The organism is Cyanobium sp. Tous-M-B4 (genome assembly GCF_024345395.1).
Lineage (GTDB): Bacteria > Cyanobacteriota > Cyanobacteriia > PCC-6307 > Cyanobiaceae > Cyanobium_A.
Genome location: NZ_JAGQBA010000001.1, coordinates 1 through 21,097, shown reverse-complemented (window position 1 = coordinate 21,097; position 21,097 = coordinate 1). Strand labels below are relative to the sequence as shown.

Annotated in this window: 25 protein-coding genes, 2 tRNA genes and 1 pseudogene; 14 read left to right on the top strand and 14 right to left on the bottom strand. The window is 63.0% G+C overall.

Translation table 11 applies throughout. The features are described 5' to 3' along the window. Nucleotides 1–3: 3 nt before the first annotated feature. A complete protein-coding gene (trmB, locus tag KBY73_RS00140) occupies nucleotides 4–729 on the bottom strand; it encodes a tRNA (guanosine(46)-N7)-methyltransferase TrmB (RefSeq protein WP_254935588.1) in 726 nt (241 codons plus the stop codon). Nucleotides 730–731: 2 nt separating this feature from the next. Beyond that, nucleotides 732–2,000: an FIST N-terminal domain-containing protein gene (locus KBY73_RS00135; protein ID WP_254935117.1), complete on the bottom strand. Its 1,269-nt coding sequence runs from the start codon at nucleotides 1,998–2,000 to the stop codon at nucleotides 732–734. Nucleotides 2,001–2,071: 71 nt separating this feature from the next. On the opposite strand from KBY73_RS00135, the gene KBY73_RS00130 reads away from it, so the two are divergent. Both KBY73_RS00130 and KBY73_RS00125 read left to right on the top strand, forming a co-directional pair. Further along, nucleotides 2,072–2,689 carry a DUF3177 family protein gene (locus KBY73_RS00130; RefSeq protein WP_254935587.1) on the top strand — a complete coding sequence of 206 codons (618 nt, stop codon included), beginning with the start codon at nucleotides 2,072–2,074 and terminating at the stop codon, nucleotides 2,687–2,689. 45 nt (nucleotides 2,690–2,734) lie between these two features. Further along, complete coding sequence (locus KBY73_RS00125; protein ID WP_254935116.1) at nucleotides 2,735–3,061, top strand: hypothetical protein; 327 nt, start codon at nucleotides 2,735–2,737, stop codon at nucleotides 3,059–3,061. A 55-nt stretch (nucleotides 3,062–3,116) separates the two neighbouring features. On the opposite strand, the gene ileS is transcribed toward KBY73_RS00125, so the two are convergent. Continuing rightward, on the bottom strand, nucleotides 3,117–6,050 hold the full coding sequence (gene ileS, locus KBY73_RS00120) for an isoleucine--tRNA ligase (RefSeq protein ID WP_315858388.1): 2,934 nt from the start codon (nucleotides 6,048–6,050) through the stop codon (nucleotides 3,117–3,119). A gap of 24 nt (nucleotides 6,051–6,074) precedes the next feature. Then, entirely contained in the window at nucleotides 6,075–6,599 is a 525-nt protein-coding gene (locus KBY73_RS00115; RefSeq protein WP_254935115.1) for a Ycf66 family protein, read from the bottom strand. A gap of 65 nt (nucleotides 6,600–6,664) precedes the next feature. Between KBY73_RS00115 and KBY73_RS00110 the strand changes: the two genes are divergently transcribed. Together KBY73_RS00110 and crtR are read left to right on the top strand one after the other, a co-directional pair. Further along, nucleotides 6,665–6,746, top strand: a tRNA-Leu gene (locus KBY73_RS00110). Nucleotides 6,747–6,852: 106 nt separating this feature from the next. Continuing rightward, a complete protein-coding gene (gene crtR, locus KBY73_RS00105; RefSeq protein ID WP_254935585.1) occupies nucleotides 6,853–7,827 on the top strand; it encodes a beta-carotene hydroxylase in 975 nt (324 codons plus the stop codon). Between the two features lie 18 nt (nucleotides 7,828–7,845). Here the strand turns inward: crtR and gatC are convergent, their stop codons facing one another. Continuing rightward, complete coding sequence (gatC, locus tag KBY73_RS00100; protein WP_254935114.1) at nucleotides 7,846–8,139, bottom strand: Asp-tRNA(Asn)/Glu-tRNA(Gln) amidotransferase subunit GatC; 294 nt, start codon at nucleotides 8,137–8,139, stop codon at nucleotides 7,846–7,848. A gap of 31 nt (nucleotides 8,140–8,170) precedes the next feature. Then, nucleotides 8,171–8,941, bottom strand: a complete 771-nt coding sequence (locus tag KBY73_RS00095) for a creatininase family protein (protein ID WP_254935113.1) — start codon at nucleotides 8,939–8,941, stop codon at nucleotides 8,171–8,173. Nucleotides 8,942–9,003: 62 nt separating this feature from the next. On the opposite strand from KBY73_RS00095, the gene KBY73_RS00090 reads away from it, so the two are divergent. After that, nucleotides 9,004–9,306: a glycine/sarcosine/betaine reductase component B subunit gene (locus KBY73_RS00090; RefSeq protein WP_254935112.1), complete on the top strand. Its 303-nt coding sequence runs from the start codon at nucleotides 9,004–9,006 to the stop codon at nucleotides 9,304–9,306. Here KBY73_RS00090 and KBY73_RS00085 read toward each other — a convergent pair. After that, nucleotides 9,300–9,437, bottom strand: coding sequence for a hypothetical protein (locus KBY73_RS00085; RefSeq protein WP_254935111.1), 138 nt, complete (start codon nucleotides 9,435–9,437; stop codon nucleotides 9,300–9,302). The two genes, KBY73_RS00090 and KBY73_RS00085, sit on opposite strands and share 7 nt — an antisense overlap. A gap of 79 nt (nucleotides 9,438–9,516) precedes the next feature. On the opposite strand from KBY73_RS00085, the gene KBY73_RS00080 reads away from it, so the two are divergent. After that, on the top strand, nucleotides 9,517–10,170 hold the full coding sequence (locus KBY73_RS00080) for a DNA-3-methyladenine glycosylase (protein WP_254935110.1): 654 nt from the start codon (nucleotides 9,517–9,519) through the stop codon (nucleotides 10,168–10,170). A gap of 13 nt (nucleotides 10,171–10,183) precedes the next feature. Next, nucleotides 10,184–11,206 (top strand): aspartate carbamoyltransferase catalytic subunit, encoded by a 1,023-nt coding sequence (locus KBY73_RS00075; protein WP_254935109.1) that lies wholly within the window; start codon nucleotides 10,184–10,186, stop codon nucleotides 11,204–11,206. A gap of 20 nt (nucleotides 11,207–11,226) precedes the next feature. Here the strand turns inward: KBY73_RS00075 and KBY73_RS00070 are convergent, their stop codons facing one another. The 4 genes from KBY73_RS00070 to KBY73_RS00055 form a co-directional block, all read right to left on the bottom strand. Further along, nucleotides 11,227–11,580, bottom strand: a complete 354-nt coding sequence (locus KBY73_RS00070) for a DUF565 domain-containing protein (protein WP_254935108.1) — start codon at nucleotides 11,578–11,580, stop codon at nucleotides 11,227–11,229. Nucleotides 11,581–11,879: 299 nt separating this feature from the next. Beyond that, on the bottom strand, nucleotides 11,880–12,077 hold the full coding sequence (locus tag KBY73_RS00065) for a hypothetical protein (RefSeq protein ID WP_094559179.1): 198 nt from the start codon (nucleotides 12,075–12,077) through the stop codon (nucleotides 11,880–11,882). A 43-nt stretch (nucleotides 12,078–12,120) separates the two neighbouring features. Beyond that, nucleotides 12,121–12,282, bottom strand: a complete 162-nt coding sequence (locus tag KBY73_RS00060) for a PCP reductase family protein (RefSeq protein WP_254935107.1) — start codon at nucleotides 12,280–12,282, stop codon at nucleotides 12,121–12,123. 33 nt (nucleotides 12,283–12,315) lie between these two features. Further along, a tRNA-Ala gene (locus tag KBY73_RS00055) sits at nucleotides 12,316–12,388 on the bottom strand. 65 nt (nucleotides 12,389–12,453) lie between these two features. Here KBY73_RS00055 and KBY73_RS00050 point away from each other — a divergent pair. Then, nucleotides 12,454–12,663 (top strand): DUF2555 domain-containing protein, encoded by a 210-nt coding sequence (locus KBY73_RS00050; protein WP_106632313.1) that lies wholly within the window; start codon nucleotides 12,454–12,456, stop codon nucleotides 12,661–12,663. Next, nucleotides 12,653–13,906, top strand: a complete 1,254-nt coding sequence (gene coaBC / locus KBY73_RS00045) for a bifunctional phosphopantothenoylcysteine decarboxylase/phosphopantothenate--cysteine ligase CoaBC (RefSeq protein WP_254935106.1) — start codon at nucleotides 12,653–12,655, stop codon at nucleotides 13,904–13,906. Before KBY73_RS00050 ends, coaBC begins: the two co-directional genes overlap by 11 nt. Here the strand turns inward: coaBC and KBY73_RS00040 are convergent. Further along, entirely contained in the window at nucleotides 13,903–14,229 is a 327-nt protein-coding gene (locus KBY73_RS00040) for a hypothetical protein (protein WP_254935105.1), read from the bottom strand. The genes coaBC and KBY73_RS00040 overlap by 4 nt on opposite strands. A 141-nt stretch (nucleotides 14,230–14,370) precedes the next feature. On the opposite strand from KBY73_RS00040, the gene psbO reads away from it, so the two are divergent. The 4 genes from psbO (at nucleotide 14,371) to KBY73_RS00020 (ending at nucleotide 19,004) form a co-directional block, all read left to right on the top strand. After that, on the top strand, nucleotides 14,371–15,183 hold the full coding sequence (gene psbO, locus KBY73_RS00035; protein ID WP_254935104.1) for a photosystem II manganese-stabilizing polypeptide: 813 nt from the start codon (nucleotides 14,371–14,373) through the stop codon (nucleotides 15,181–15,183). A 160-nt stretch (nucleotides 15,184–15,343) separates the two neighbouring features. Further along, complete coding sequence (gene sat / locus KBY73_RS00030; protein WP_254935103.1) at nucleotides 15,344–16,507, top strand: sulfate adenylyltransferase; 1,164 nt, start codon at nucleotides 15,344–15,346, stop codon at nucleotides 16,505–16,507. A gap of 36 nt (nucleotides 16,508–16,543) precedes the next feature. Then, complete coding sequence (gene ftsH3 / locus KBY73_RS00025) at nucleotides 16,544–18,388, top strand: ATP-dependent zinc metalloprotease FtsH3 (protein ID WP_254935102.1); 1,845 nt, start codon at nucleotides 16,544–16,546, stop codon at nucleotides 18,386–18,388. Nucleotides 18,389–18,410: 22 nt separating this feature from the next. Then, nucleotides 18,411–19,004, top strand: a complete 594-nt coding sequence (locus tag KBY73_RS00020; protein ID WP_254935101.1) for a bifunctional 4-hydroxy-2-oxoglutarate aldolase/2-dehydro-3-deoxy-phosphogluconate aldolase — start codon at nucleotides 18,411–18,413, stop codon at nucleotides 19,002–19,004. On the opposite strand, the gene aroC is transcribed toward KBY73_RS00020, so the two are convergent. Beyond that, nucleotides 19,005–20,093, bottom strand: coding sequence for a chorismate synthase (gene aroC, locus KBY73_RS00015; protein ID WP_254935100.1), 1,089 nt, complete (start codon nucleotides 20,091–20,093; stop codon nucleotides 19,005–19,007). Between the two features lie 59 nt (nucleotides 20,094–20,152). On the opposite strand from aroC, the gene nth reads away from it, so the two are divergent. Continuing rightward, nucleotides 20,153–20,806 (top strand): endonuclease III, encoded by a 654-nt coding sequence (gene nth, locus KBY73_RS00010; protein WP_254935099.1) that lies wholly within the window; start codon nucleotides 20,153–20,155, stop codon nucleotides 20,804–20,806. Between the two features lie 103 nt (nucleotides 20,807–20,909). Here the strand turns inward: nth and KBY73_RS00005 are convergent. Continuing rightward, nucleotides 20,910–21,097 (bottom strand): annotated as a pseudogene (locus tag KBY73_RS00005) (photosystem II q(b) protein); the annotation flags it as partial.

Genomic DNA, 21,097 nt, shown 5'->3' with positions numbered 1-21,097 from the left:
GCTTCAGGCCCGATTATCAACCGCTTCGAGCTGATCTTCCAGGTTGGGCCGCTTTTCCAGGTTGGTCCGGTCTTCCAGGTCGGGCAGTGGTGGCAGGTTGCGGTCGTTGCGTTGGTAGACCACCCGGTAGACCGGCAACCCCTGGCTCAGCACGTAGGTTTCGCGCTCGGTTGGCACCGCCAGGGGGTTGTCGGCACGCCAGGGGCGCCCATCAGCGGCCGGGCGATCGAAGCCCCCGCTGGCCTCGATCAGCTGCACCATCGGTGTGATCACCGCCAGCACATCGCTCTGAATAAACAGCTCACGGCCCGGCCCAAGGGCCTCGGCCAGGGCCAGCAGCAGGGCGGGCTGCAGCACCCGCCGCTTTTGATGCTTTTGTTTAAACCAGGGATCTGGAAACTGGATAGTCACCCGCTGCAGCAGGCCAGCGGGCAGGGCCGCTAGCCAGTCCTGCAGGCTGATGTTGGCATTGCAGAACAGGTAGTGGAGGTTGCCGAGAGCCAGGGCTTGGCGCTCGGCCTCGGCGGCATCCACCAATGGCCGGCGGATTTCAACGCCTAGATAGTTGCAGTTGGGCTGGTGCTGGGCCAGGGCCAGTAGGAAGCGGCCGCGGGCGCAGCCAATGTCCAGATGGAGGGGAAGATCCGGCTGACTGAAAAGCTCGGCCGGCGGCGGCAGGGGCCGGGGTAGCTGGAAAAAGCGGCTGAGTGGATTGACGTGCTGGCGCACCATCAGCCCTCTCCGCGCGGCACCAGGAAGGCCAGGCTCGCGGTATAGCCGTGCAGATGGGTGCTGCCGGCGACCGGGCCGATTTCGCCGTTGCAGAACGATCCTGCGATGGGCACCTGATCAAACACTTCCCGGCACAGCTCTACGTCGCCATCGGCGTTGCCGTAGAGCCCAACGCCACGGCCTAGGCAGGCAAACAGCAGGGCGGCTAGGGGCTCCGGGTTGCGACCCCGCTGTCTGGTCAGCAGCTGGCGCAGTTCCAGTCTGGAGGCGCTGGCATCGCGCAGTTGGAACTGCACCTGTTGTCCCACCCGCATCCGTTCAGCCACGGCTACGGCGCCGTTGCGGGGGTCGACACCAAGCAGGTTGCGCACCAGAAAAGCGGTGGGACCATCTGGGTCTGCGGCGCTGAGGCTGAAGTTGCTGCGGCCGACGCCCAGAAACAGTGAATGCTTCACCAGCTCCCGCTCCTCGGGACTCAGATCCGTGAGGATCGCCTGTAGAGCAGCTACAGGGCTGCGGCGGGCCTGGCCCTGGCTCACTTCCAGCACCACATTGCGCTGAACTTGCTCTACATCAAAAACCGGACCGATCGGCCGGCAGCCCTGGGCCACCACCGGATCGAGTTGCCAGGCCCCACCAATGAGGCAGCCGACAGCACCGCGAACCACCTGATCTCCAAACAGCAGGGAGCCATGGCCGGCACTGTGGGGGCCGGCGACGCCGCCAACTTTCGCCGCCCCTGGACAGGCGTAATCCAGGCCACTGATCAGATCGTTGATGCGGGAGCAGCTGGGATCCACCAGAAGCAGCATTGAGGGGCTGGGAGCTGCTGGCGCATTGAGCAGGTCGCGCCAGGGATCAGCCGGGCCGTCGAGGTCGGGCAGGCAGTCGGTATCAATCGCAAAAGGGTGGAGCTCGGCGCCGGGCAGGCGCAGCAGGGTGACGCTCAGGGCTGGTTTGTTCTCCAGCTCATGGGGGCTGCCGCCAGCATCGGTGCCCACCACCCCACCGCCCAGGCAGCCAAGCCAGTGGCTGGCTTGGAGTTTCTCCTGGAGTAGGGGCAGCAGCCGGGGCAGGTCGCTGGCGTAGCTGGCTGCGGCGAAGACCAAGGCCAGATCTGCTGGACCGGCTCCCCGCAGCTGGCTGGCGATGTCTTCAACCGAGCCCTGCAGCGAGGTCTCGCTGGCCAGGGCGGTGCGGCACCAGGCGCGGGCCGGACGGGCCCCGAAGGTGCGGGAGAGCCAGCTGGGCAGGGAGAAGGCGGCCATGACTTGGACCCTATCGCTTGCCGGGGACGCGGATAATGGCGCCTTACCGAACCACACGCGTGCTCGCCGCCCTGCCAGAACCTCTGTACCGCTCCTTGGTGTGGCTCGATGTCCGCCTGGCGATGCTGTTCAGCGTCGGTTTGCCATTAGTGCTCCTGATCTGGGCGTCGGTACGCAAGGAGGGATCCTTGGTGCGCCTGCTGGGGATTTATTGGAAGGTGGCCAGCCTGTTGCTGCTTGCAACCCTGCTGCTCACCGACCGGCGGCCCCTCGGCTTCGTGGTTTTGCTGCTGGCCCAGCTGCTGGTGGTGCTGAGCGTCTGGTTTTGGGTGGATCTCAACGAGGAGCTGGCCGACCTGCCGCCCTGGCGTCCCTTGCCCCTGACCCTGCGCATCTGGCGCTGGAGTCTCACGGTGTGGGCTCTGCTGGGCGCCCTGCTTAGTGCCACGGCTCTGGGCTGTATGGGCCCTGGCGCCCTAGCCCAGCCCCGTTGCGCCGTTTGGATTCAGCCGCCCCTTGGTCTGCACCGGCATGTCGAGGGGCTGTTTGCCTTCATTTTTGGCGGCGAATGGACCCCTGCCGTGGCTGCCTTCATCGGATACGTGGGTTTGGTTGCCTATGTGGTGGGACTGTTGCAATGGCTGCTGGTGCGCTTGCCCAAGCAGGGGCGAATCGCTGGCGATTTCTAAGGATCAGCCCTTTGCTTTCTTTGCAGCCAAGCTTCCTCTGCAGTCATGACCCTCTCCGCTGCATCTGTGATGGCCCTGCTGGCCAGGCTGGAAGAGTTGAGCCGGGAGCGGTCCGATCGGGTGCTGCGGCTCAGGGGCCAGCTTCAGTTGGCGGCAGGCCCGCTTGAGCCCTACGAGCTGCTGATTTTTCGGGGTTTTTCAAGCAGCACCACCCATCCCACTGATTTCGATCCCGACCAGCCAGTGCTGCCTGATGGGGCGGTGATCGAAACAGCTGAATTACTGCAGGCCCCCCTGAATCCGGCCGCGGAACAGCTGTTGGCTGGGCCCGTCTCCCCTGAGGTTTTCCTTGACTCCGGCGGTTGGGCTTGAGCCCCCAGATCAACTGATCGCACCCATGTGGCGTGGCGACCACCCCCTTTGGCATTCAGGACAGCACCGCCACGCAGCGGCCGCAGAGGCTGGGATGGGCGCTGTGCTGGCCGATGTCGGTCTCGTAGTGCCAGCAGCGCTCGCATTTTTGGCCTTCGGCCTTGGCAATGCGCACCGTGATGCCGTTTGCGCTGGCTTCGGCCAGCAGCTCGGCAGGCGCTACGCCTCCTTCCTTCAGGCCCGACACCAGCAGCCAGTCGGCCAGGTTGTCGACGCTGGGGTGGCTTGAGCTGGCCAGCCAGCCCAGGGCCTCCGCCGTGCTGGTGCTGCCCGCTTCCAGCTCTAGCTGCACCTGGGCCTCCAGCGAAGCACCCAGCTGGCCGCTGGAGCGGCAGCTCTCCAGTTGGCGATTCACCAAAGATCGCAACTCCAGGATTCGCTCCATCGGCGCCTCCAGTGGCGCTTGGCGCCACCCAGCGGGGGCCGTGGGCCAGCCCCGCTCGAACACTGAGGCCTCGGCTACCGGGTAGGGCAGGTTCTGCCAGATGTCCTCGGCCATGTGGCAGAGCACCGGTGCGATCAGCCCGGCGAGACGCTCCAGCACCAGGCTCAGCACCGTCTGGCAGCTGCGGCGGCGAAACTCCGCGGCCCCGCTCACGTAGAGGCGGTCCTTGGCGATGTCGAGGTAGACGTTCGACAGGTCCACCACGCAGAAGTTCTGCAGGGCCTGGAAGAAGCGGTAGAACTCATAGCGCTCGAAGTCTCCCGTCACGCTGTCGATCAGGGCGGCGGTGCGCTGCAGCATCCACTGATCCAGCAGAGGCAGCTGGTCGTAGGGCACGGCATCGCCGCCTTCAGCCTGGGGGCGCGGATCGAAGTCGTGCAGGTTGCCCAGCAGATAGCGAGCGGTGTTGCGCACCTTGCGGTACACGTCCGCCAGCTGCTTCACGATCCCTGGCCCCAGCGGCACGTCGGCGGAGTAGTCCACCGAGCTCACCCACAGTCGCAGCACATCTGCGCCGTAGGCCGGCTCTTGCTTTTCGTTTTTGCCCCCCTCCACCAGCACCGCCGGATCGACGACGTTGCCCAGCGATTTGCTCATCTTGCGACCCTTCTCATCGAGGGTGAAGCCGTGGGTGAGCACCCGCTTGTAGGGGGCGTGGCCGTTCACGGCCACCGAGGTGAGCAGGCTGCTCTGGAACCAGCCGCGGTGCTGATCGCTGCCTTCTAGGTAGAGATCGGCGGGGTAGTGAAGGCCGCGCTCCTGGAGCACGCCAGCCCAGGAGGAGCCTGAGTCAAACCACACGTCCATGGTGTCGCTGCCCTTGCGCCATTGGCTGGCTTCGGCGGCGTAGGCCTCAGGCAGCAGGCCGGCCTCATCGCGCTGCCACCACACATCGGCACCGTGCTCGGCGATCAGGGCCTTGATGTGGCCCAAGGTGGCTTCGTTGAGCAGCACTTCACCCGTTTCGCGGTGATAGAAGACGGGGATTGGCACGCCCCAGGTGCGCTGGCGGCTGATGCACCAGTCGCCCCGTTCGCTCACCATTGCTTCAATCCGGTTGCGGCCGCTGGCCGGCAGCCACTCCACCTCGGCGATGGCGTCAAGAGCGGCGGCGCGGAAGCCCTCCACTGAGGCAAACCATTGCTCGGTGGCGCGGAAGATCGTCGGTTTTTTGGTGCGCCAGTCGTAGGGGTAGCGGTGTTCGTAGCGCTCTTGCTTGAGTAGCAGGCCGGTGGCTTCCAGGGCACTGAGGATCGCGGGGTTGGCGTCCTTGAGCACGTTGGTGCCGGCAAAGGGCCCGGCTTCGGCGGTGAGGTTGCCGGCTTCATCCACCGGGCAGAGCACCGGCAGGCCGTATTTCTTGCCGGTGTTGAAGTCGTCTACGCCGTGGCCCGGGGCGGTGTGCACCAGGCCCGTGCCGGCCTCAGTGGTGATGTAATCGCCGCCGATTACCACCGGGCTGGTGCGCTCCAGCAGCGGATGGCGGTAACTAATCCCCTCAAGCTCGCTGCCCTTAACGCTTAAAAGGGGTGTGAGCTCAAGTCCCAGATTGGTTTGCAGGCTTTCAATCAGCTCAGCGGCTACCACCAGGTGGCTGGCGGCTGGGGTGGGGGCTTCGCCTCGGGCAGCCACTGCGCAGATGGCGTAGTCGAGTCGCCCATTCACCGACACCGCCAGGTTGGCTGGCAGCGTCCAGGGGGTGGTGGTCCAGATAGCCACTGCCAGGCCGCCGGCCCCTGTGGCTGCGGCGGTAGCTAGACCGGCAGTCTCTAATTGGGCGGCTAGGGCCCCGGGTAGCGCCACCACCGGGAAGGCCGCGAAAACGCTGGGGGATGTGTGGCCGTCGGGATATTCGAGTTCGGCTTCGGCCAGGGCGGTGCGGGAGCTTGGGCTCCAGTGCACCGGTTTGAGGCCTCGATAGATGTGGCCGGCCAGCACCATGGCGCCGAAAACGCCGATTTGGGCGGACTCATAGTCCTTGTGCAGGGTGAGATAGGGCGTTTCCCAGTCGGCCCAGATGCCCCAGCGGCGGAAGCCGCTCTTCTGGCCCTCCACCTGCTCAAGGGCGTAGGCGTGGGCCTTCTGGCGCAGCGTTACCGGCGTGAGCTCGGCCCGTTCGCTGCTGCTGAGCCCCTGCAGCACCTTGAGTTCGATTGGTAGGCCGTGGCAATCCCAGCCAGGCACAAACCGCGCCCGCTTGCCCTGCAGCAGGGCGGTTTTGTTGATGATGTCCTTAAGGATTTTGTTGAGGGCATGGCCTACGTGCAGGGCCCCATTGGCGTAGGGAGGGCCGTCGTGCAGGGTGAAGGCCTCACCGGGGTTCTGCTGGCTCAGGCGCTCGTAGAGCCGCTGCTGGGCCCAGAACGCCTGGATTTGCGGCTCGCGCACCTTGGCATTGGCCCTCATTGCAAAGGGCGTCTGCAGCAGGTTGAGCGTGTCTTTATACGAGAGGGGGTAGGAGACGGGCGCAGGGCTGGCGGTCACGTCGCCTGGGGGCAGCAGCGCTGATTATCCCGCCTGGCTGCTGGAGGGCTCGGGGAGCGGTTGCGGTTCCGGGATTTCGGCCGTTACCAGGCTGTCGATCTCGCTGATGGAGCTCGGCTCTTCCGGGCGCACCCAGCGTTTGCCACTGGCTTTGGGCTGGCGTTGCTGCGTCAGCCATTGGCTGATACCTGAAGTGGCAGTGGTAAGTACGGCGAGCAGATGGGCCAGGCTGGCGCCGGCTTGTTGCAGGCTGGTCTGCCAGCGTTCCTTCGACCAAAGCCGCTGCTGCTCCTCAGCGGTGAGCTGCCGCCAGCGGCCTTGGGACACCTCGCCTGCGAGCCTGCCGATCAGCAGGCCACCGCAAAGCACGCCCAGCATCGGTGCGCCCGTGAGCCGGTCGGCACTGGTTACAAGCACTAGGCCCAGCAGCAGCACTACGGCGCCCCAGGCCGAATCCCGCGGCCGGCTCAGTTCTGTGGCCAGCAGCGGCAGCAGCAGGATGGCGAGACCCAGCAGCAGCGACAGGAGTCCGCCCAGGGTGGCGAGCATGGCCAGAAGGCATGGAGTCCCCCATTGTGGGCGCCGCTCAGCATCTGTCCCTACAGTCGAGTTCTGCCCACCTGGCGGAATTGGTAGACGCGCTGGTTTTAGGTACCAGTGGCTTTGGTCGTGGGGGTTCAAGTCCCCCGGTGGGCATCATCACTTTCTTAAGTTGCCTTGATGCAACGTTCTGGGATCTGGTTCAGCTGAGATGACACAGGTTCTGGCCGCCTCTGCAACTGCCTTGGTCTCTGAGGGGGCAATGGCATCTCCCTCCCGGCTTGTGCCGCGGGAATTTCTTGACCCGCCTGCTCCCTGGAACCCCACGGTTGGGCTGTTTTTGGCTGGCTACGGCTTAGCTGTCCTCACGATTTGGGGCTGGTTTGTGGCTGGTTGGCCCCTGCCCGTGCTGCTGGCTACCGGATTTCTGGCTCTGCACCTAGAGGGCACGGTTATTCACGACGCCTGCCACAACGCGGCCCATCCGCACCGCTTCTGGAATGCGGTGATGGGCCATGGGGCTGCCCTCCTGCTTGGCTTCAGCTTTCCCGTTTTTACCCGGGTGCACCTGCAGCACCATGCCCATGTCAATGATCCAAAGAACGATCCTGATCACATCGTCAGCACTTTTGGACCCCTGTGGTTAATTGCGCCACGATTTTTCTATCACGAGCTGTTTTTCTTCCGCCGACGTTTGTGGCGTCGTTATGAACTGTTTGAGTGGGGCCTAGCCCGGGCCATTTTTGTGGCAATAGTGGTGTCTGCAGCAAAATTTGGCTTTCTCCCCTTTATTTTCAACTGCTGGTTTGCTCCGGCCCTAATGGTGGGAGTGACTTTGGGCCTGTTCTTCGACTACCTGCCCCACCGCCCCTTCCAGTCTCGTAACCGCTGGCACAACTCCCGCGTTTATCCGGGTCGACTGATGAATTGGTTGATCATGGGTCAGAATTATCACCTTATTCACCACTTGTGGCCATCAATACCTTGGTTTGAATACCGCCCTGCCTATCACGCCACTAAACCGATTCTTGATGCCAAAGGCTCGCCACAGCGGCTTGGCTTGTTTGAAACCAAGAATGATGGTTTTAATTTTCTCTACGATATCTTTCTAGGTGTTCGCAGTCATTGTAAAAAGCGCAGCAAGCTCCGGCCTATTGCAGCCTTAATGCCTACCCGCCATGCCCGCAGGCGAGTGCTCGAGTTGCTTCACCGCACTGCGATTTCGCCGGTACGTTGACCGGAGAGCGGACCAAGCTCAGCTAGCAACGATTTTGGGTACGCGAATGAAGTCTCCCTCTCTTTGGGGGGCTTCGTTTAGTAGCTCCTCGCGCACGTCCGTAGGGTTTACCAGATCTTCACGGCAGACGTTTACTACTTCCACCGCTCGAGTGGTGGCTGGCACTCCTTCGGTGTCAACTGTTTCAAGGTGGGCTACGTAGTCGAGGATGCGTTCGAGCTGGCCGGTGTAAGTGGCGATCTTGGCCTCGGGCAGGTCTAGGCGGGCCAGCTTGGCCACCTTGCGCACGTCGTCTGCGGTGATCTTGCTCATCGGGATTTACCAGCTAAGCCGACGCTAGCGCTCAGGTCAGGAAGGCTTCCAGGTCTGAGGCAAGGGCGGTGGCGGCCAGTTCCAAGAAGCGCTCGCCATGGCTGGCCTGGGCCAGGTAGGGGTTGGAGCCCATGCGGCCATCCGGATGGCGGCGGCGGAAATCTTCGGGGCCGTGGATGGGGCCGGCGGGGGCTGGATCAGGCAGGGGCCTCTGCTTGGTCTGCAGGCTGGGCTCCAGGTGCAACGTGAGGGCGATTTCGCTGGGGGTGGCGTGGTGACCTTCCTCCGCGCCATAAAGGCTGCGCGCCTCCTGCATTACCGGGCCAGCCATGAACCAATTAGCAAGCTTGCAGCGCAGCCGCGGCGCCACCGCCAGGCCCCGGTCGGCGGCGCTGGCATAGGCCTGGGCGAAAGCGGCCTTGCTGGTGGCGATGTTGCCGCCATGGCCGTTGATCACGTAGATGCGCTCAAAGCCGTGGCGTGCAAGCGATAGCACCACGTCGTGCAGAACGGCTAGCAGGGTGGAGGGTTGCAGGCTCACGGTGCCAGCAAAGCCCAAGTGGTGCTCGGCCATGCCGAAGGCTTGGGCTGGAGTCACCAGTACGCCAGTGCGGCGGCCCACTTCCAGGGCCACGGCCTCGGCCGTGAGCGCATCGGTGCCGATGGCGCCGGTGGGGCCGTGCTGCTCGGTGGAGCCCAGGGGCACGATTACGCCCTTGCAATTTTCCAGATAGGTCTCCACCTCAGGCCAGCTGCGCAGTTGCAGGCGAATGGCGTCATTGGAGCTGGCGGATTGGATCATGGTGAACAGCAGGTAGACCCTGGAGACTGGCTAGTGTTTGAAGGCCAGCAGTGCCTCGGCCCATGCTGCACCGCAAGCTTTATCAGTTTTGTGCCGAACAGCGCCCGGTGTGGGTGTTTTTGCGTGATCAGCAGCGCTGGATTGAGGAGGCCACGGTGGTGGAGGTCGAGGGGGATCTCGTCACCCTGCGCTACGACGCTGAAGACGACGACGAAACCCACAGCTGGGAGGAGAGCGTGCGGCTCGACTCGATCGGGGCCGTCAGCACCAGGCTGGCCTACGTCTGCCGCAGCGGCAGCCCCGATGATGTGATCACCTCCGAAGACTGCCCCGAGGCCGAGAGGCTGCCAAGTCAGGGTCAGTGAGCGGTGCCGTTGCCGTCGTAGTCGTCGGTGTCGTAGTAGCCGCCTTTGGTGCCAAAAAACAGGGTGGCAAGTACAAATAGGCCGCTGCCAAAGATCAGCACAGTGGCGAGGGTGAAACCGGTGGTGTGCATGGCGGACCCTGGTTTTGGCACTAAGGATTTCAGTTTGCTGGCTGCGGCTCCCAGAGGCGAGCAACCCGTCGAACTTGTGGTGAATCCATTGCCGAAGGCCTTCTTCGCCCGCCCCGCCGAGGTCGTCGCCCCCGAGCTCATCGGCTGCCTGCTGGTGAAACGCCAACCCGATGGCGAGCTGCTGTGGGGCGTACTTGTGGAAACGGAGGCGTATTCCCAGGAGGAACCTGCCTGCCACGGGCATCGCCGCCGCACCCCCAGCAACGAAACGCTCTTTGGCGAGCCTGGGCGGTTTTATGTCTATGTGAGCTATGGGATACACCACTGCGTCAACGTGGTGACAGGGAGAGCCGACTGGGCCAATGGGGTGCTGCTGCGCGCCGTGGCCATTCCGGGTGAGCCGGAGCGGCTGGCGGCGGGTCCCGCCCTATTGGCACGCTGCTTTGGCATCGATCGCTCCCATAACGCCCAGCTGGTGCATCCCGATCAGGGCCTGTGGCTCGCCCCGCGTCCCCCAGCGCTGGCAAATATGGCCGCGGCCGACTTGGTGCAAACCAGCCGCATCGGCATCAGTCAGGGCCAGGACCTGCCCTGGCGCTGGTATTGGCGGGCGAGCCGCAGCGTCAGCAGGCGGGTCAGGGGGGATCGCCTACCAGTGCAAACTCCAGCGCCCTGGGAATTAGCGCCTGTCCAGTGTCGCCAGCGCAAGTCAGCCCCTACCCTGGCCCTGTGAGCCGCCGCACCCCTTGAGCAGCTGGAGCCACCGCCACGTGCTGGATCTGGCGGCCTTTTCGCTGGATGATTTCACCACCGTGCTGACCCTGGCCCAGCGTTTCCGGGCCCTGCCGGTGGCTGGAGCTCGCAAGTTGCCCGCCCTGCAGGGGCGGTTGATGACCAGCCTTTTCTTTGAACCAAGCACCCGCACCCGCAGCAGTTTTGAGCTGGCGGCCAAGCGGCTCTCTGCCGATGTGCAGAGTTTTTCTCCCTCCTCCAGCTCCCTGAGCAAGGGCGAGAGCCTGCTCGATACGGCTCGGACTTACGTGGCGATGGGCGCCAACGTGTTGGTGGTGCGCCATCGCTGCGCCGGGGTGCCCCAGAGCCTGGCGGCCGACCTCGACCGTGCCGGTGAGCGGGTCGCGGTGCTCAATGCCGGCGATGGCCTGCACAGCCACCCCAGCCAGGGATTGCTGGATTTGTTCACCCTGGCGCGCCACTTCGCCCCTGAAGCCCCCACGCCCGCGGCCCTGCGGGGCAAGCGCATCGTGATCGTGGGTGATGTGCTCCACTCCCGCGTGGCCCGCTCCAACCTCTGGGCCCTCACCGCCTGCGGCGCCGAGGTGGTGCTCTGCGGCCCGCCCACCTTGTTGCCCGCCGCCTTCGCCGACTTTGTGGCGGCACCACCGCCAGGTCAGGCGGCCGATCCGGTGGCGGCGCGGGGCTCGGTGCGGATTGAGCGCAGCCTGGATCAGGCCCTGGCCGGGGCCGATGCGGTGATGACTCTGAGACTGCAGAAGGAGCGCATGCATCAGCACCTGCTCACCAGCCTCGACACCTACCACCGGCAATTCGGCATCACCCGAGCGCGCCTAGCCCTTTGCGGTCTGTCCGTGCCACTGCTGCATCCGGGCCCGGTGAATCGGGGCGTGGAGCTGGCGGGAGATGTGCTCGATGATCCCGCCGTTTCACTGGTAGAGGAGCAGGTGCGCAATGGCATCCCTGTGCGCATGGCTCTGCTCTATCTGCTGGCCGCGGCAGAACCGCTGGCCTGAGAAGCCTTGCACCAGTTGAATCAGAGCAACTTGAAGCCGTCAAGCAGCAAGCCGTAGAGCAAGCCGATTCGAGCCATATCGAGTACTTGCAGCACGAGTGCATCGCCACCACGACGTATCAGCGGGCCCCTGGCGCGAATGGCCAGCTCGATGGCAGCCACGCAGATCAGTGCCCCCACCGGGTCGAGCTTGGACAGGGTGCCGGTGATCGAGCCGACGGCTCCGCCAATGCTGAAGCTGATCAGCAAAACGATCAACAACAGCGATAACCGCCGCCAGGGATTGGCTGCCCAACTCTCCAGGGCTGCCCGAGCTTGGGCAACCCGTTCCTGAAAGCCGGTCTGTTGATAACGACTTCCGGGAGGTGAGGCCATCACGGCTGAAGGGGTATCAGCGAGGGCCAAAAGAGGAGGCAGGGATGCTGACGGCGGTGATCCCCATCACCCGGCCCGAGCCCTGCCATTGCCTGTCTACACCATCTCTGGCGTATGCGCAGCCTTTTGGCGCTACCTATAGGGGATTCCAATAAAAAAGCCCGAGGCCAATGGCCCGGGCTGGGTGATGGGGACTGAGCAACGAAAGCGCCTGGCTGGCTACTGATCAACTGACCGCAGACGTTTGCCAGAGCGTCCCAAGGGGCTTGACGTTCCCCGAGGGCTTCCCGGTCTGGGTCTCAGCCGTCGCTGTCCTTTTTGCGGGAGGATTTGCCCTCGAGGAGCTCAAGTAGAGCTTCCATCTGGGCCATAACCCCGCGGACCTCACCGGCTTCTGGAAGTAAGCCGTCGTCCATGACGCCCTGGTGCATTTCTCGGAGCTCCTGGCGGATGTATCGCAGGTGGCTAACCACCTGTTCGCGTTTCGACTGCGACATCGATGGGTGTTCTACTGATGCACCCTTTTACCGCATCGCCGGTTCACTTCTGACCAAACCTTGCCTTGGCCTGCTCGTAGAAGGGGGCATCGATGGCGCTAAGACCGGCCTCCTGTGCCATGGTTTCGATGCGTCGCCGCACTGCTGGACGTACAAAAAAGGGCACTTCCTTAAGTTTGGCTTCGGCGTCTGGATGCCAATCCATAGGGCTGACCAGCAGCGCTTCTTTGAGTAGAAATGGAGAATAGGGGACTCGAACCCCTGACCTCTGCGGTGCGATCGCAGCGCTCTACCAGCTGAGCTAACTCCCCGGGTTAGGGCCCTCTGTTGTCCCTAGAAGTCCATTATCCCCGACCCCACCTCCCCAGCAACTTCCATGAACGCGTCGATCACCCCCGAACGGCTCGCCGCTTTCGATGAAGCTTCGATCGCCGAGCTCGCCCGTCGACTGGAGGAAGACGACTACCCCAGTGCCTTTGACGGCTTAGCCGATTGGCACTTGATGCGTGCCCTGGCGATCCACCAACCGGAGTTGGCTCGCCCCTACGTGCATCTGGTGGACCAGGAACCCTTTGATGAGGACTGATCCGGCGGCAGCTGCTGACCCCTTGGTGCACCCGCTAGCGGGTAGCCGAGTGTTGGTGGGTATCAGCGGCAGCATCGCTGCGGTCAAGCTGCCTCTGGTGGTGAGCTCCCTGGTCCAGTGCGGCGCCGAGGTGCGTTGCCTGGTTACACCGTCGGCGGCCCAACTGGTAAGTCCGGTGGCCCTTGCCAGCCTCAGCCGCAATCCCTGCAACCTCGATGAGGATCAGTGGAGTCATCGCGCTGCCAGGCCGCTGCATGTGGAGCTGGCTGAGTGGGCTGAGTTGGTGTTAGTGGCGCCCTTGAGTGCCACCAGCCTGGGTCGTTGGGTGCATGGGTTGGCTGACAACCTGTTGGCCAGCACTCTGTTGGCTACCGAGGCGCCGGTGCTGACTGCTGCGGCCATGAACACTTCCATGTGGAACTCCCCTGGAGTGCGCCGCAACTGGGAGCTGCTGCAGGGCTTTGAGCGGGTCTTGCCCCTGGGGCCTACGGCGGGATTGTTGGCCTGTGATCGGCAGGGGGACGGCCGCATGGCTGAGCCGCAACAACTGCTACTGGCCTTGCAGTGTCTACAGCTGTGGGGCTGGCAGCGGGACTGGGCTGGCTTGCGGCTTTTGGTCACTGCCGGCCCCACTCGCGAACCACTTGATCCGGCCCGCGTTCTCACCAACCCCAGCTCCGGGCTGATGGGTGTGCTCTTAGCCCAGGCAGCCCGGCTGCGTGGGGCGGAGGTGACTCTGGTGCATGGTCCGTTGAGCGTGGATTCCCAGTTGCTGGAGGGCTTGGCTTGCGTGCCTGTCCAGACGGCGGCCGATATGGAGCGGGCCTTGGTGCGTTTACAGCCCTGTGCCGATGCCATTGCCATGGCGGCTGCTGTGGCCGACCACCGCCGCCAGCAACCGCTACCTCACAAACTGACCAAAGAGGAGCTCGCCATTGAGCTCGCCTCCGGCTGGCAGCAGGTGCCCGATCTTTTGGCTGGCCTGGTGAGCCGCCGGCACCCCGGTCAGCGGATTTTGGGTTTCGCTGCCCAATCGGGCGATGTATTGGCTCAGGCCCGTTCCAAGTGGGCCCGTAAAGGCTGCGATCTGCTGTTCGCCAACCCGATAGATCAAGCCGATGCGGGCTTTGGCGTGAACAGCAACCACGGTTGGCTGCTGGGAGGGCAGGGCGGCGAGCAACGCATCGAGCCGGGCTCAAAGCTGGCTATTGCCCAGCACTTGCTTACCGCCCTGCGGCCCTAAGCCACCAGAGTCTCTTCGGCGGGCAGGGTCTCGTCTGCAGCAGCTTCGTGCTGGAGCAGATCCATGAAGGTGCGCAGTTGCAACCTCGGGATGTAGGGCCAGCCCCCACTGCGCTCGACACTTTGCAGCAGGCTGAACAGCTGGCTGCGGTCGGCTGGAAGGCTGCCCCGGAATGGGCCGTCTTGGACGGAGCGGTGCAGCTGCTCGAGCTGGCGCAGCAGGGTAAGCAGGGCTTCAGGCTGGCCTTCGAGCTCACTTGCAAGCTCGTTTAGTTGCTGCAGCTGGTTGGCGAGACGGTCTTGCTGGGATGGGGTGAGGCTCATGACTGGTCTTGCTTTGCGCTCGCGTCTGGCTCTCGCATACAGGTTGTTGAGAGCCGCGACATCGTACGGGGAATAGCAGATTTGCACCGGTAGGATCGGCGACAGCCCAGTTCCAATCCACCGTCTCTGCGGCGTTTCCCCATGAGTTTTCGTCCTCTGCTGGCTCTTGTGCTGGCGCTGTGCCTGACCCTGGTGACCGCGTGCAGCGGTGGCGCCAAGGCCGTGGATCGCGCCAATCTCACCTACGAAGACATCCACAACACAGGCTTAGCGAACGACTGTCCGACCCTGCCGGATTCGGCCCGCGGCTCGATCTCCCTCGATCCCTCCGCTAAATATCAGCTCCGTGAAATCTGCATGCACCCTGCCGAGGTGTACGTGAAGGGTGAGCCAGCTAACAAGCGCCAAGAAGCACAGTTTGTCGCCGGCAAAATTCTTACCCGTTTCACCTCCAGCCTTGATCAGGTTTACGGTGATCTGGCCGTGACTGCCGATGGCCTTATCTTCAAGGAGCTCGGCGGCATCGACTTCCAGCCGATCACCGTGCTGCTGCCCGGTGGTGAGGAAGTGCCCTTCACCTTCTCCAGTAAGGAGTTGTTGGCCAAGGCTGATGGTTCAGCTCTGACCACCAGCACCGACTTTGAAGGTCCTTATCGGGCTCCCAGCTACCGCACCAGCAACTTCCTCGACCCCAAGGGCCGGGGCCTAACCACCGGCTATAGCAGCGCTGTTGGCTTGGTGCCTGCTGGAGATGAGTTCACCGGCGAGACCGTGAAGCGCTACGTGGATGGTTCCGGCACCATGAACCTCTCAATTACCAAAGTCGATCCCAGCACAGGCGAGTTTGCCGGCGTGTTTACTGCAATCCAGCCTTCCGACTCCGACATGGGCACCAAGGCGGTTGTCGATGTCAAGATCGTCGGCCAGCTCTATGGCCGCCTAGAGCAGTCTTGAGCCCTGGGCGCTAGCTCGCACTCGCACACTCGCAGGTGCTGCCTGCCTATTCAAGGCCCCGTCGGGGCCTTTTTTTATTGGGTCCTGGGTCTTTTTTATTGGCAGATGAGCCTCGACTCCCCCGGTCTGGGAGAATCCACCCCTTCCTGAGTTGGCCTCCATGACCGCTGCTGAATCCGCTGGCTTGATCGCGCCTCACGGTGGGTCTTTAGTGAATTTGGCGGTGCCTGCGGCTGAGCGCGAGTCGCTGCTCGCTGGGGTGAGCCGCAGGATTGAGTGCAGCGATCGCAATGCCTGCGACGTTGAGTTGCTGGTGGTGGGGGGGTTCTCGCCCCTACGTGGCTTCATGCATCAGCAGGACTACGACGCCGTGGTGGCGGGCCACCGCACCACCAGTGGCCTGTTGTTTGGCCTGCCGATCGTCTTCGACACCGATGACGCTTCGATTGCTGTTGGCGACCAGCTGCTGCTCACCTATCGCGGTCAGGAGCTGGCAGTGCTGACGGTGGAGAGCCGCTGGGAGCCTGACAAGGCGCGTGAGGCTCAGGGCTGCTACGGCACCACCTCTATTGAGCATCCGGCGGTGAAGATGATCGCCACCGAGCGGGGTCGCATCTACCTCGGCGGCAGCATTCAGGGCCTGGAGCTGCCCAGCCGGGTTTTCCCTTGCAAAACGCCAGCTGAAGTGCGCGCCACCCTCCCCGCTGGCCAGAGCGTGGTGGCTTTCCAGTGCCGCAACCCCATTCACCGCGCACACTACGAGCTGTTTACCCGGGCATTGGACGCGGCCAACGTCAGTGAGCAGGGTGTGGTGCTGGTGCACCCCACCTGCGGCCCCACCCAGGACGACGACATTGCCGGCGAGGTGCGCTTCCAGACCTACGAGCGGCTGGCGGCTGAGGTGAATAACGCCCGAATTCGCTGGGCCTACTTGCCCTACTCGATGCACATGGCCGGCCCGCGGGAGGCTCTGCAGCACATGATCATCCGCAAGAACTACGGCTGCACCCACTTCATCATTGGCCGCGACATGGCCGGCTGCAAAAGCTCCCTCAGTGGCGAAGACTTCTACGGCCCCTACCAAGCCCAAGATTTTGCCCGCGACAACGCTGCAGAGCTCGGGATGGAGACCGTACCCTCGCTCAACCTCGTCTACACGGAGGAGGAGGGCTATGTGACCGCTGAACATGCCGAGGCCAGGGGGCTGCATATCCGCAAGCTCAGCGGTACCCAATTCCGTCAAATGCTCCGTGGTGGCGAAGAAATCCCAGAATGGTTTGCCTTCCGTAGTGTGGTGGAAGTGCTGCGGGCCGCGGCCGGTTAACATTCCGTAACTGACTTCTCAGCTGAGGCAAGGTTCTTGAAGAAGCGCTGGCGCAATGCGGGGCTCTATGTCCTTTTGGTGATCGTGATGATCGCCGTGGGTACGGCTTTTCTCGACAGGCCTGACCCGGCCAATGCGCCGCGCACCCTCCGCTACAGCGACTTCGTAGAGGCCGTTCAGGACAACGAGGTGTCCAGGGTGCTGATTTCCCCGGATCGGGGCACGGCCCAAGTGGTCGAAAACGACGGTCGCCGTGCGGTCGTCAACCTTGCACCCGACAAGGACCTGCTCAAGCTGCTCACCGACCACAACGTAGATATCGCGGTCCAGCCCAGCCGCGAGCCCGCGGCATGGCAGCAGGCTGTTGGCAGTCTGATTTTCCCGCTACTGCTTCTTGGCGGCCTGTTTTTCCTGTTGCGTCGTGCCCAAGGTGGTGGTGGTAATCAGGCGATGAATTTCGGTAAGAGCAAGGCGCGGCTTCAAATGGAGCCCCAAACTCAAGTGACCTTCGGCGATGTGGCCGGCATTGAGGGAGCCAAGCTCGAGCTCACAGAAGTTGTTGACTTTCTCAAGAACCCAGATCGCTTCACCGCCGTCGGCGCCAAGATCCCCAAGGGTGTGCTGCTGGTGGGCCCTCCGGGCACCGGTAAGACCCTGCTTGCCAAGGCCGTGGCCGGCGAGGCGGGGGTTCCGTTCTTCTCCATCTCCGGTTCGGAGTTTGTCGAGATGTTTGTCGGTGTGGGCGCCAGTCGTGTGCGCGACCTGTTCGAGCAGGCCAAGAAAAGTGCTCCCTGCATCGTCTTCATCGACGAGATCGACGCTGTGGGTCGCCAGCGTGGTGCCGGACTCGGCGGTGGTAACGACGAGCGGGAGCAGACCCTCAACCAGCTGCTCACCGAGATGGATGGCTTTGAGGGCAATACCGGTATCATCATCGTGGCTGCAACCAACCGCCCAGACGTGCTGGACGCAGCCTTAATGCGCCCGGGTCGTTTTGATCGCCAAGTGGTTGTAGATCGTCCCGACTACGCCGGCCGCTTGCAAATCCTCGGCGTCCACGCCCGAGGCAAGACCTTGGCGAAGGATGTCGATCTCGACAAAATCGCTCGCCGCACCCCTGGTTACACCGGCGCTGATCTGGCAAATCTCCTTAATGAGGCGGCGATTCTCGCTGCTCGCCGTCAGCTCACTGAAGTTGCGATGGACGAGGTTAACGACGCCATTGAGCGCGTCATGGCAGGCCCAGAGAAGAAGGATCGGGTGATGAGCGAGAAGCGCAAGCGGCTTGTTGCGTATCACGAAGCTGGCCACGCCCTAGTCGGTGCTCTGATGCCCGATTACGACCCTGTGCAGAAGATTTCAATCATTCCTAGGGGTAATGCAGGCGGCCTCACCTTCTTCACCCCCTCTGAGGAGCGGATGGAATCGGGTCTCTATTCTCGCGCCTATCTGCAGAACCAGATGGCAGTTGCCCTAGGTGGTCGGGTTGCCGAGGAGATCGTCTACGGCGAAGACGAAGTCACCACCGGCGCCTCAAACGACCTCCAGCAGGTAGCCCGTGTAGCCCGTCAGATGGTTACCCGATTCGGTATGAGCGATCGCCTTGGCCCAGTTGCCTTGGGCCGCAGCCAGGGGGGCATGTTCCTTGGTCGTGATATCGCTGCAGAGCGTGATTTCTCAGAAGACACCGCTGCCGCAATCGATGAGGAAGTGAGCGACTTGGTGGCGGTGGCCTACAAGCGCGCCACCTGCGTTCTCGTCGACAATCGTTCGGTGCTTGATGAGCTCGCCGAGATGTTGGTAGAGAAGGAAACAGTCGATGCCGACGACCTGCAGGAGCTGCTGATCCGCAGCGACGTGAAGGTGGCGGAATACGTCTGAACCGTCAACGCTGCTAGCCGCTTTGCACCACCAGCCCCTGCTGGTGGTGCTTCGTGCTTATGACCTGCTTGAGCTGCTGCCCTGTTTAGAGCGTTTGCAGGAGCTGGGTGTTCAGCATGTAGAGCTTGCTTGGAGCACCCATCCCCGTTGGGTTGCCCAGGCGATTGAGCTTCGTCAGCGCTTCGCCCATTTGCGCTTGGGTGCTGCTTCGGTAGTTGACTTAACTGGCCTTAAAGCTGCTGCTGCTGCTGGCCTCGGCTATGCGGTTTCACCCGTGCTGGATCGTGGCTTGGTTGAGGCTGCAATGGCTCTGCCTTTGCAGTTCGTGCCAGGTGTGATGTCTCCATCTGAGGTGCACCTAGCGCGTTTGTGGGGATGCTCCATTGTCAAGCTCTTCCCCGCCGCTGCGCTGGGCCGTTCCTATTGGCAACGACTCGCTGCTCCTTTGGCGGGCGCTGATTGCTTGCCCTTCTGCATTGCGGCAGGTGGACTTGGCCCTGCTGATGTGGAGCCCTGGCTGGCTGCCGGAGTTGATGCGGTCGCCTTGGGTGGTTCCTTGGTCAACCCCGCCGATTGGGAGGCGTTGGCTAGGCTTGTCGAACGTCTTAGGCCCTGATTACCACAGGCCGCACTGGCCCTTTTGGCGTAGCAAGTGATCGGCGAGCACTAAGGCCACCATCGCCTCCACCATCGGCACGGCCCGAGGCAGTACACAAGGGTCGTGCCTGCCTTTGGCCTCAAGGGTGGTGGCTTCGCCACGGTCATTGATCGTCTGCTGGGCCTTGCGGATCGTGGCGGTGGGCTTGAAGGCCACCCGAATCACGATTTGCTCGCCGTTGCTGATGCCCCCCTGGATGCCACCGGAATTGTTGGTGGCTGTGTGCAGGGAGCCATCGCCTGTGGGTAGGAAGGCATCGTTGTGCTCGCTGCCCTTGAGCAAGGTGCCTGCGAAGCCCGAGCCGATTTCAAACCCCTTGGTGGCCGGCAGCGACATCACCGCCTTGGCCAGGTCGGCTTCGAGTTTGTCAAATACGGGCATGCCAAGGCCCATTGGCGCCTGGCGCACCAGGCAGGTGATCACGCCGCCGCAGGAATCGCCCTCCCGGCCGATTGCCTCGATGCGCTCGATCATCTGGGCTGCCATGGCTTGGTCTGGGCAGCGCACGATATTTGCTTCCACAGCCGCCAGGGTCACCTGTTCCGGGTCGATCGAAGCCTCAAGGTTGTGGATGCGCTCCACCCAGGCGATCACTTCGGTGCCGTGGGCCTTGGCCAGGAGCTGTTTGGCGATAGCCCCGGCAGCTACTCGGCCGATGGTTTCGCGGGCCGAAGCCCGGCCGCCGCCGCTGCGGGCTTGTATGCCGTACTTCGCTTGGTAGGTGGCATCGGCGTGGGAGGGACGGAAGGCTACTTCCATTTCCCTGTAGTCCTGTGGTCGCTGATCCTTGTTGCGCACCACCATCGCGATCGGTGTGCCGAGGGTCACGCCATCGAGCAGGCCACTGAGAAATTCGACCTGGTCATCCTCCTTGCGGGGGGTGGTGATCTTGCTCTGGCCTGGCTTGCGGCGGTCGAGTTCGGCCTGGATCGCTTCAAGATCCAGCTCCAGCCTGGGCGGGCAGCCGTCGATGATTACGCCAACCCCGCCGCCATGGGATTCGCCGAAGGTGCTGATCCGAAAGAGATCTCCGAAGCTGCTGCCCATTGACCACCTGCGTTGGGGCGAGCCTACAAACTGGGCTTCACCTTTGGCATAGCGCAATCTTGAAGAGGCAGGAGCGTGCCGCCCTGATCATGGAGCGGCTGCAGCAGCACTACCCCGAAACCCCTGTACCTCTCGACCACAGCGATCCCTTCACGCTGCTGGTGGCGGTGCTGCTGAGCGCCCAATGCACAGATAAGAAGGTCAACGAGGTCACCCCGGCCCTGTTTGCATCTGGCCAGGACCCTGCCGCGATGGCATCACTGAGTGAGGAGACGATCCTGGCCCATATCCGCCAGCTTGGCCTGGCTCGCACCAAGGCTCGCAATGTCAAGCGCCTTGCCGAGCTCTTGCTTGAGCGCCATGGAGGCATGGTGCCCCGCAGCTTTGAACAGCTTGAGGCCCTGCCTGGGGTTGGTCATAAAACCGCAAGTGTGGTGATGGCCCAAGCCTTCGGCGTGCCCGCCTTCCCCGTAGACACCCACATCCACCGATTGGCGCAGCGCTGGGGTCTGAGCAGTGGCAAGAGTGTTGTGCAAACGGAGCATGATCTCAAGACCTTGTTCCCCAAGGAAGCCTGGAATCGCTTGCACCTGCAGATCATTTTTTATGGGCGCGAATTCTGCACGGCCCGTGGTTGTGACGGCACTATCTGCCCCCTTTGCCGGGAGCTCTATCCTCGCCGGCGTACTGCTGTGATCTGGCGTAAGCCCTGATTTACAACTTGCGCAACATCCACCCAGCCAATAAAAAAGCCCCCTGGTGAGAGGGAGCTTTTGGGATTCCGTTATTTCCCAGCCGTAGCTGGGCTGTTGACTATCAACCGATTGCAGGTGCGGTCAGTGCCACTGGGGTGGCAGTAGCAGCAGCCAGGTCAAGCGGGAAGTTGTGAGCATTGCGCTCGTGCATCACTTCCATACCCAGACCAGCGCGGTTGAGAACGTCTGCCCAGGTGTTCACCACACGGCCTTGGCCGTCGAGGATCGACTGGTTGAAGTTGAAACCGT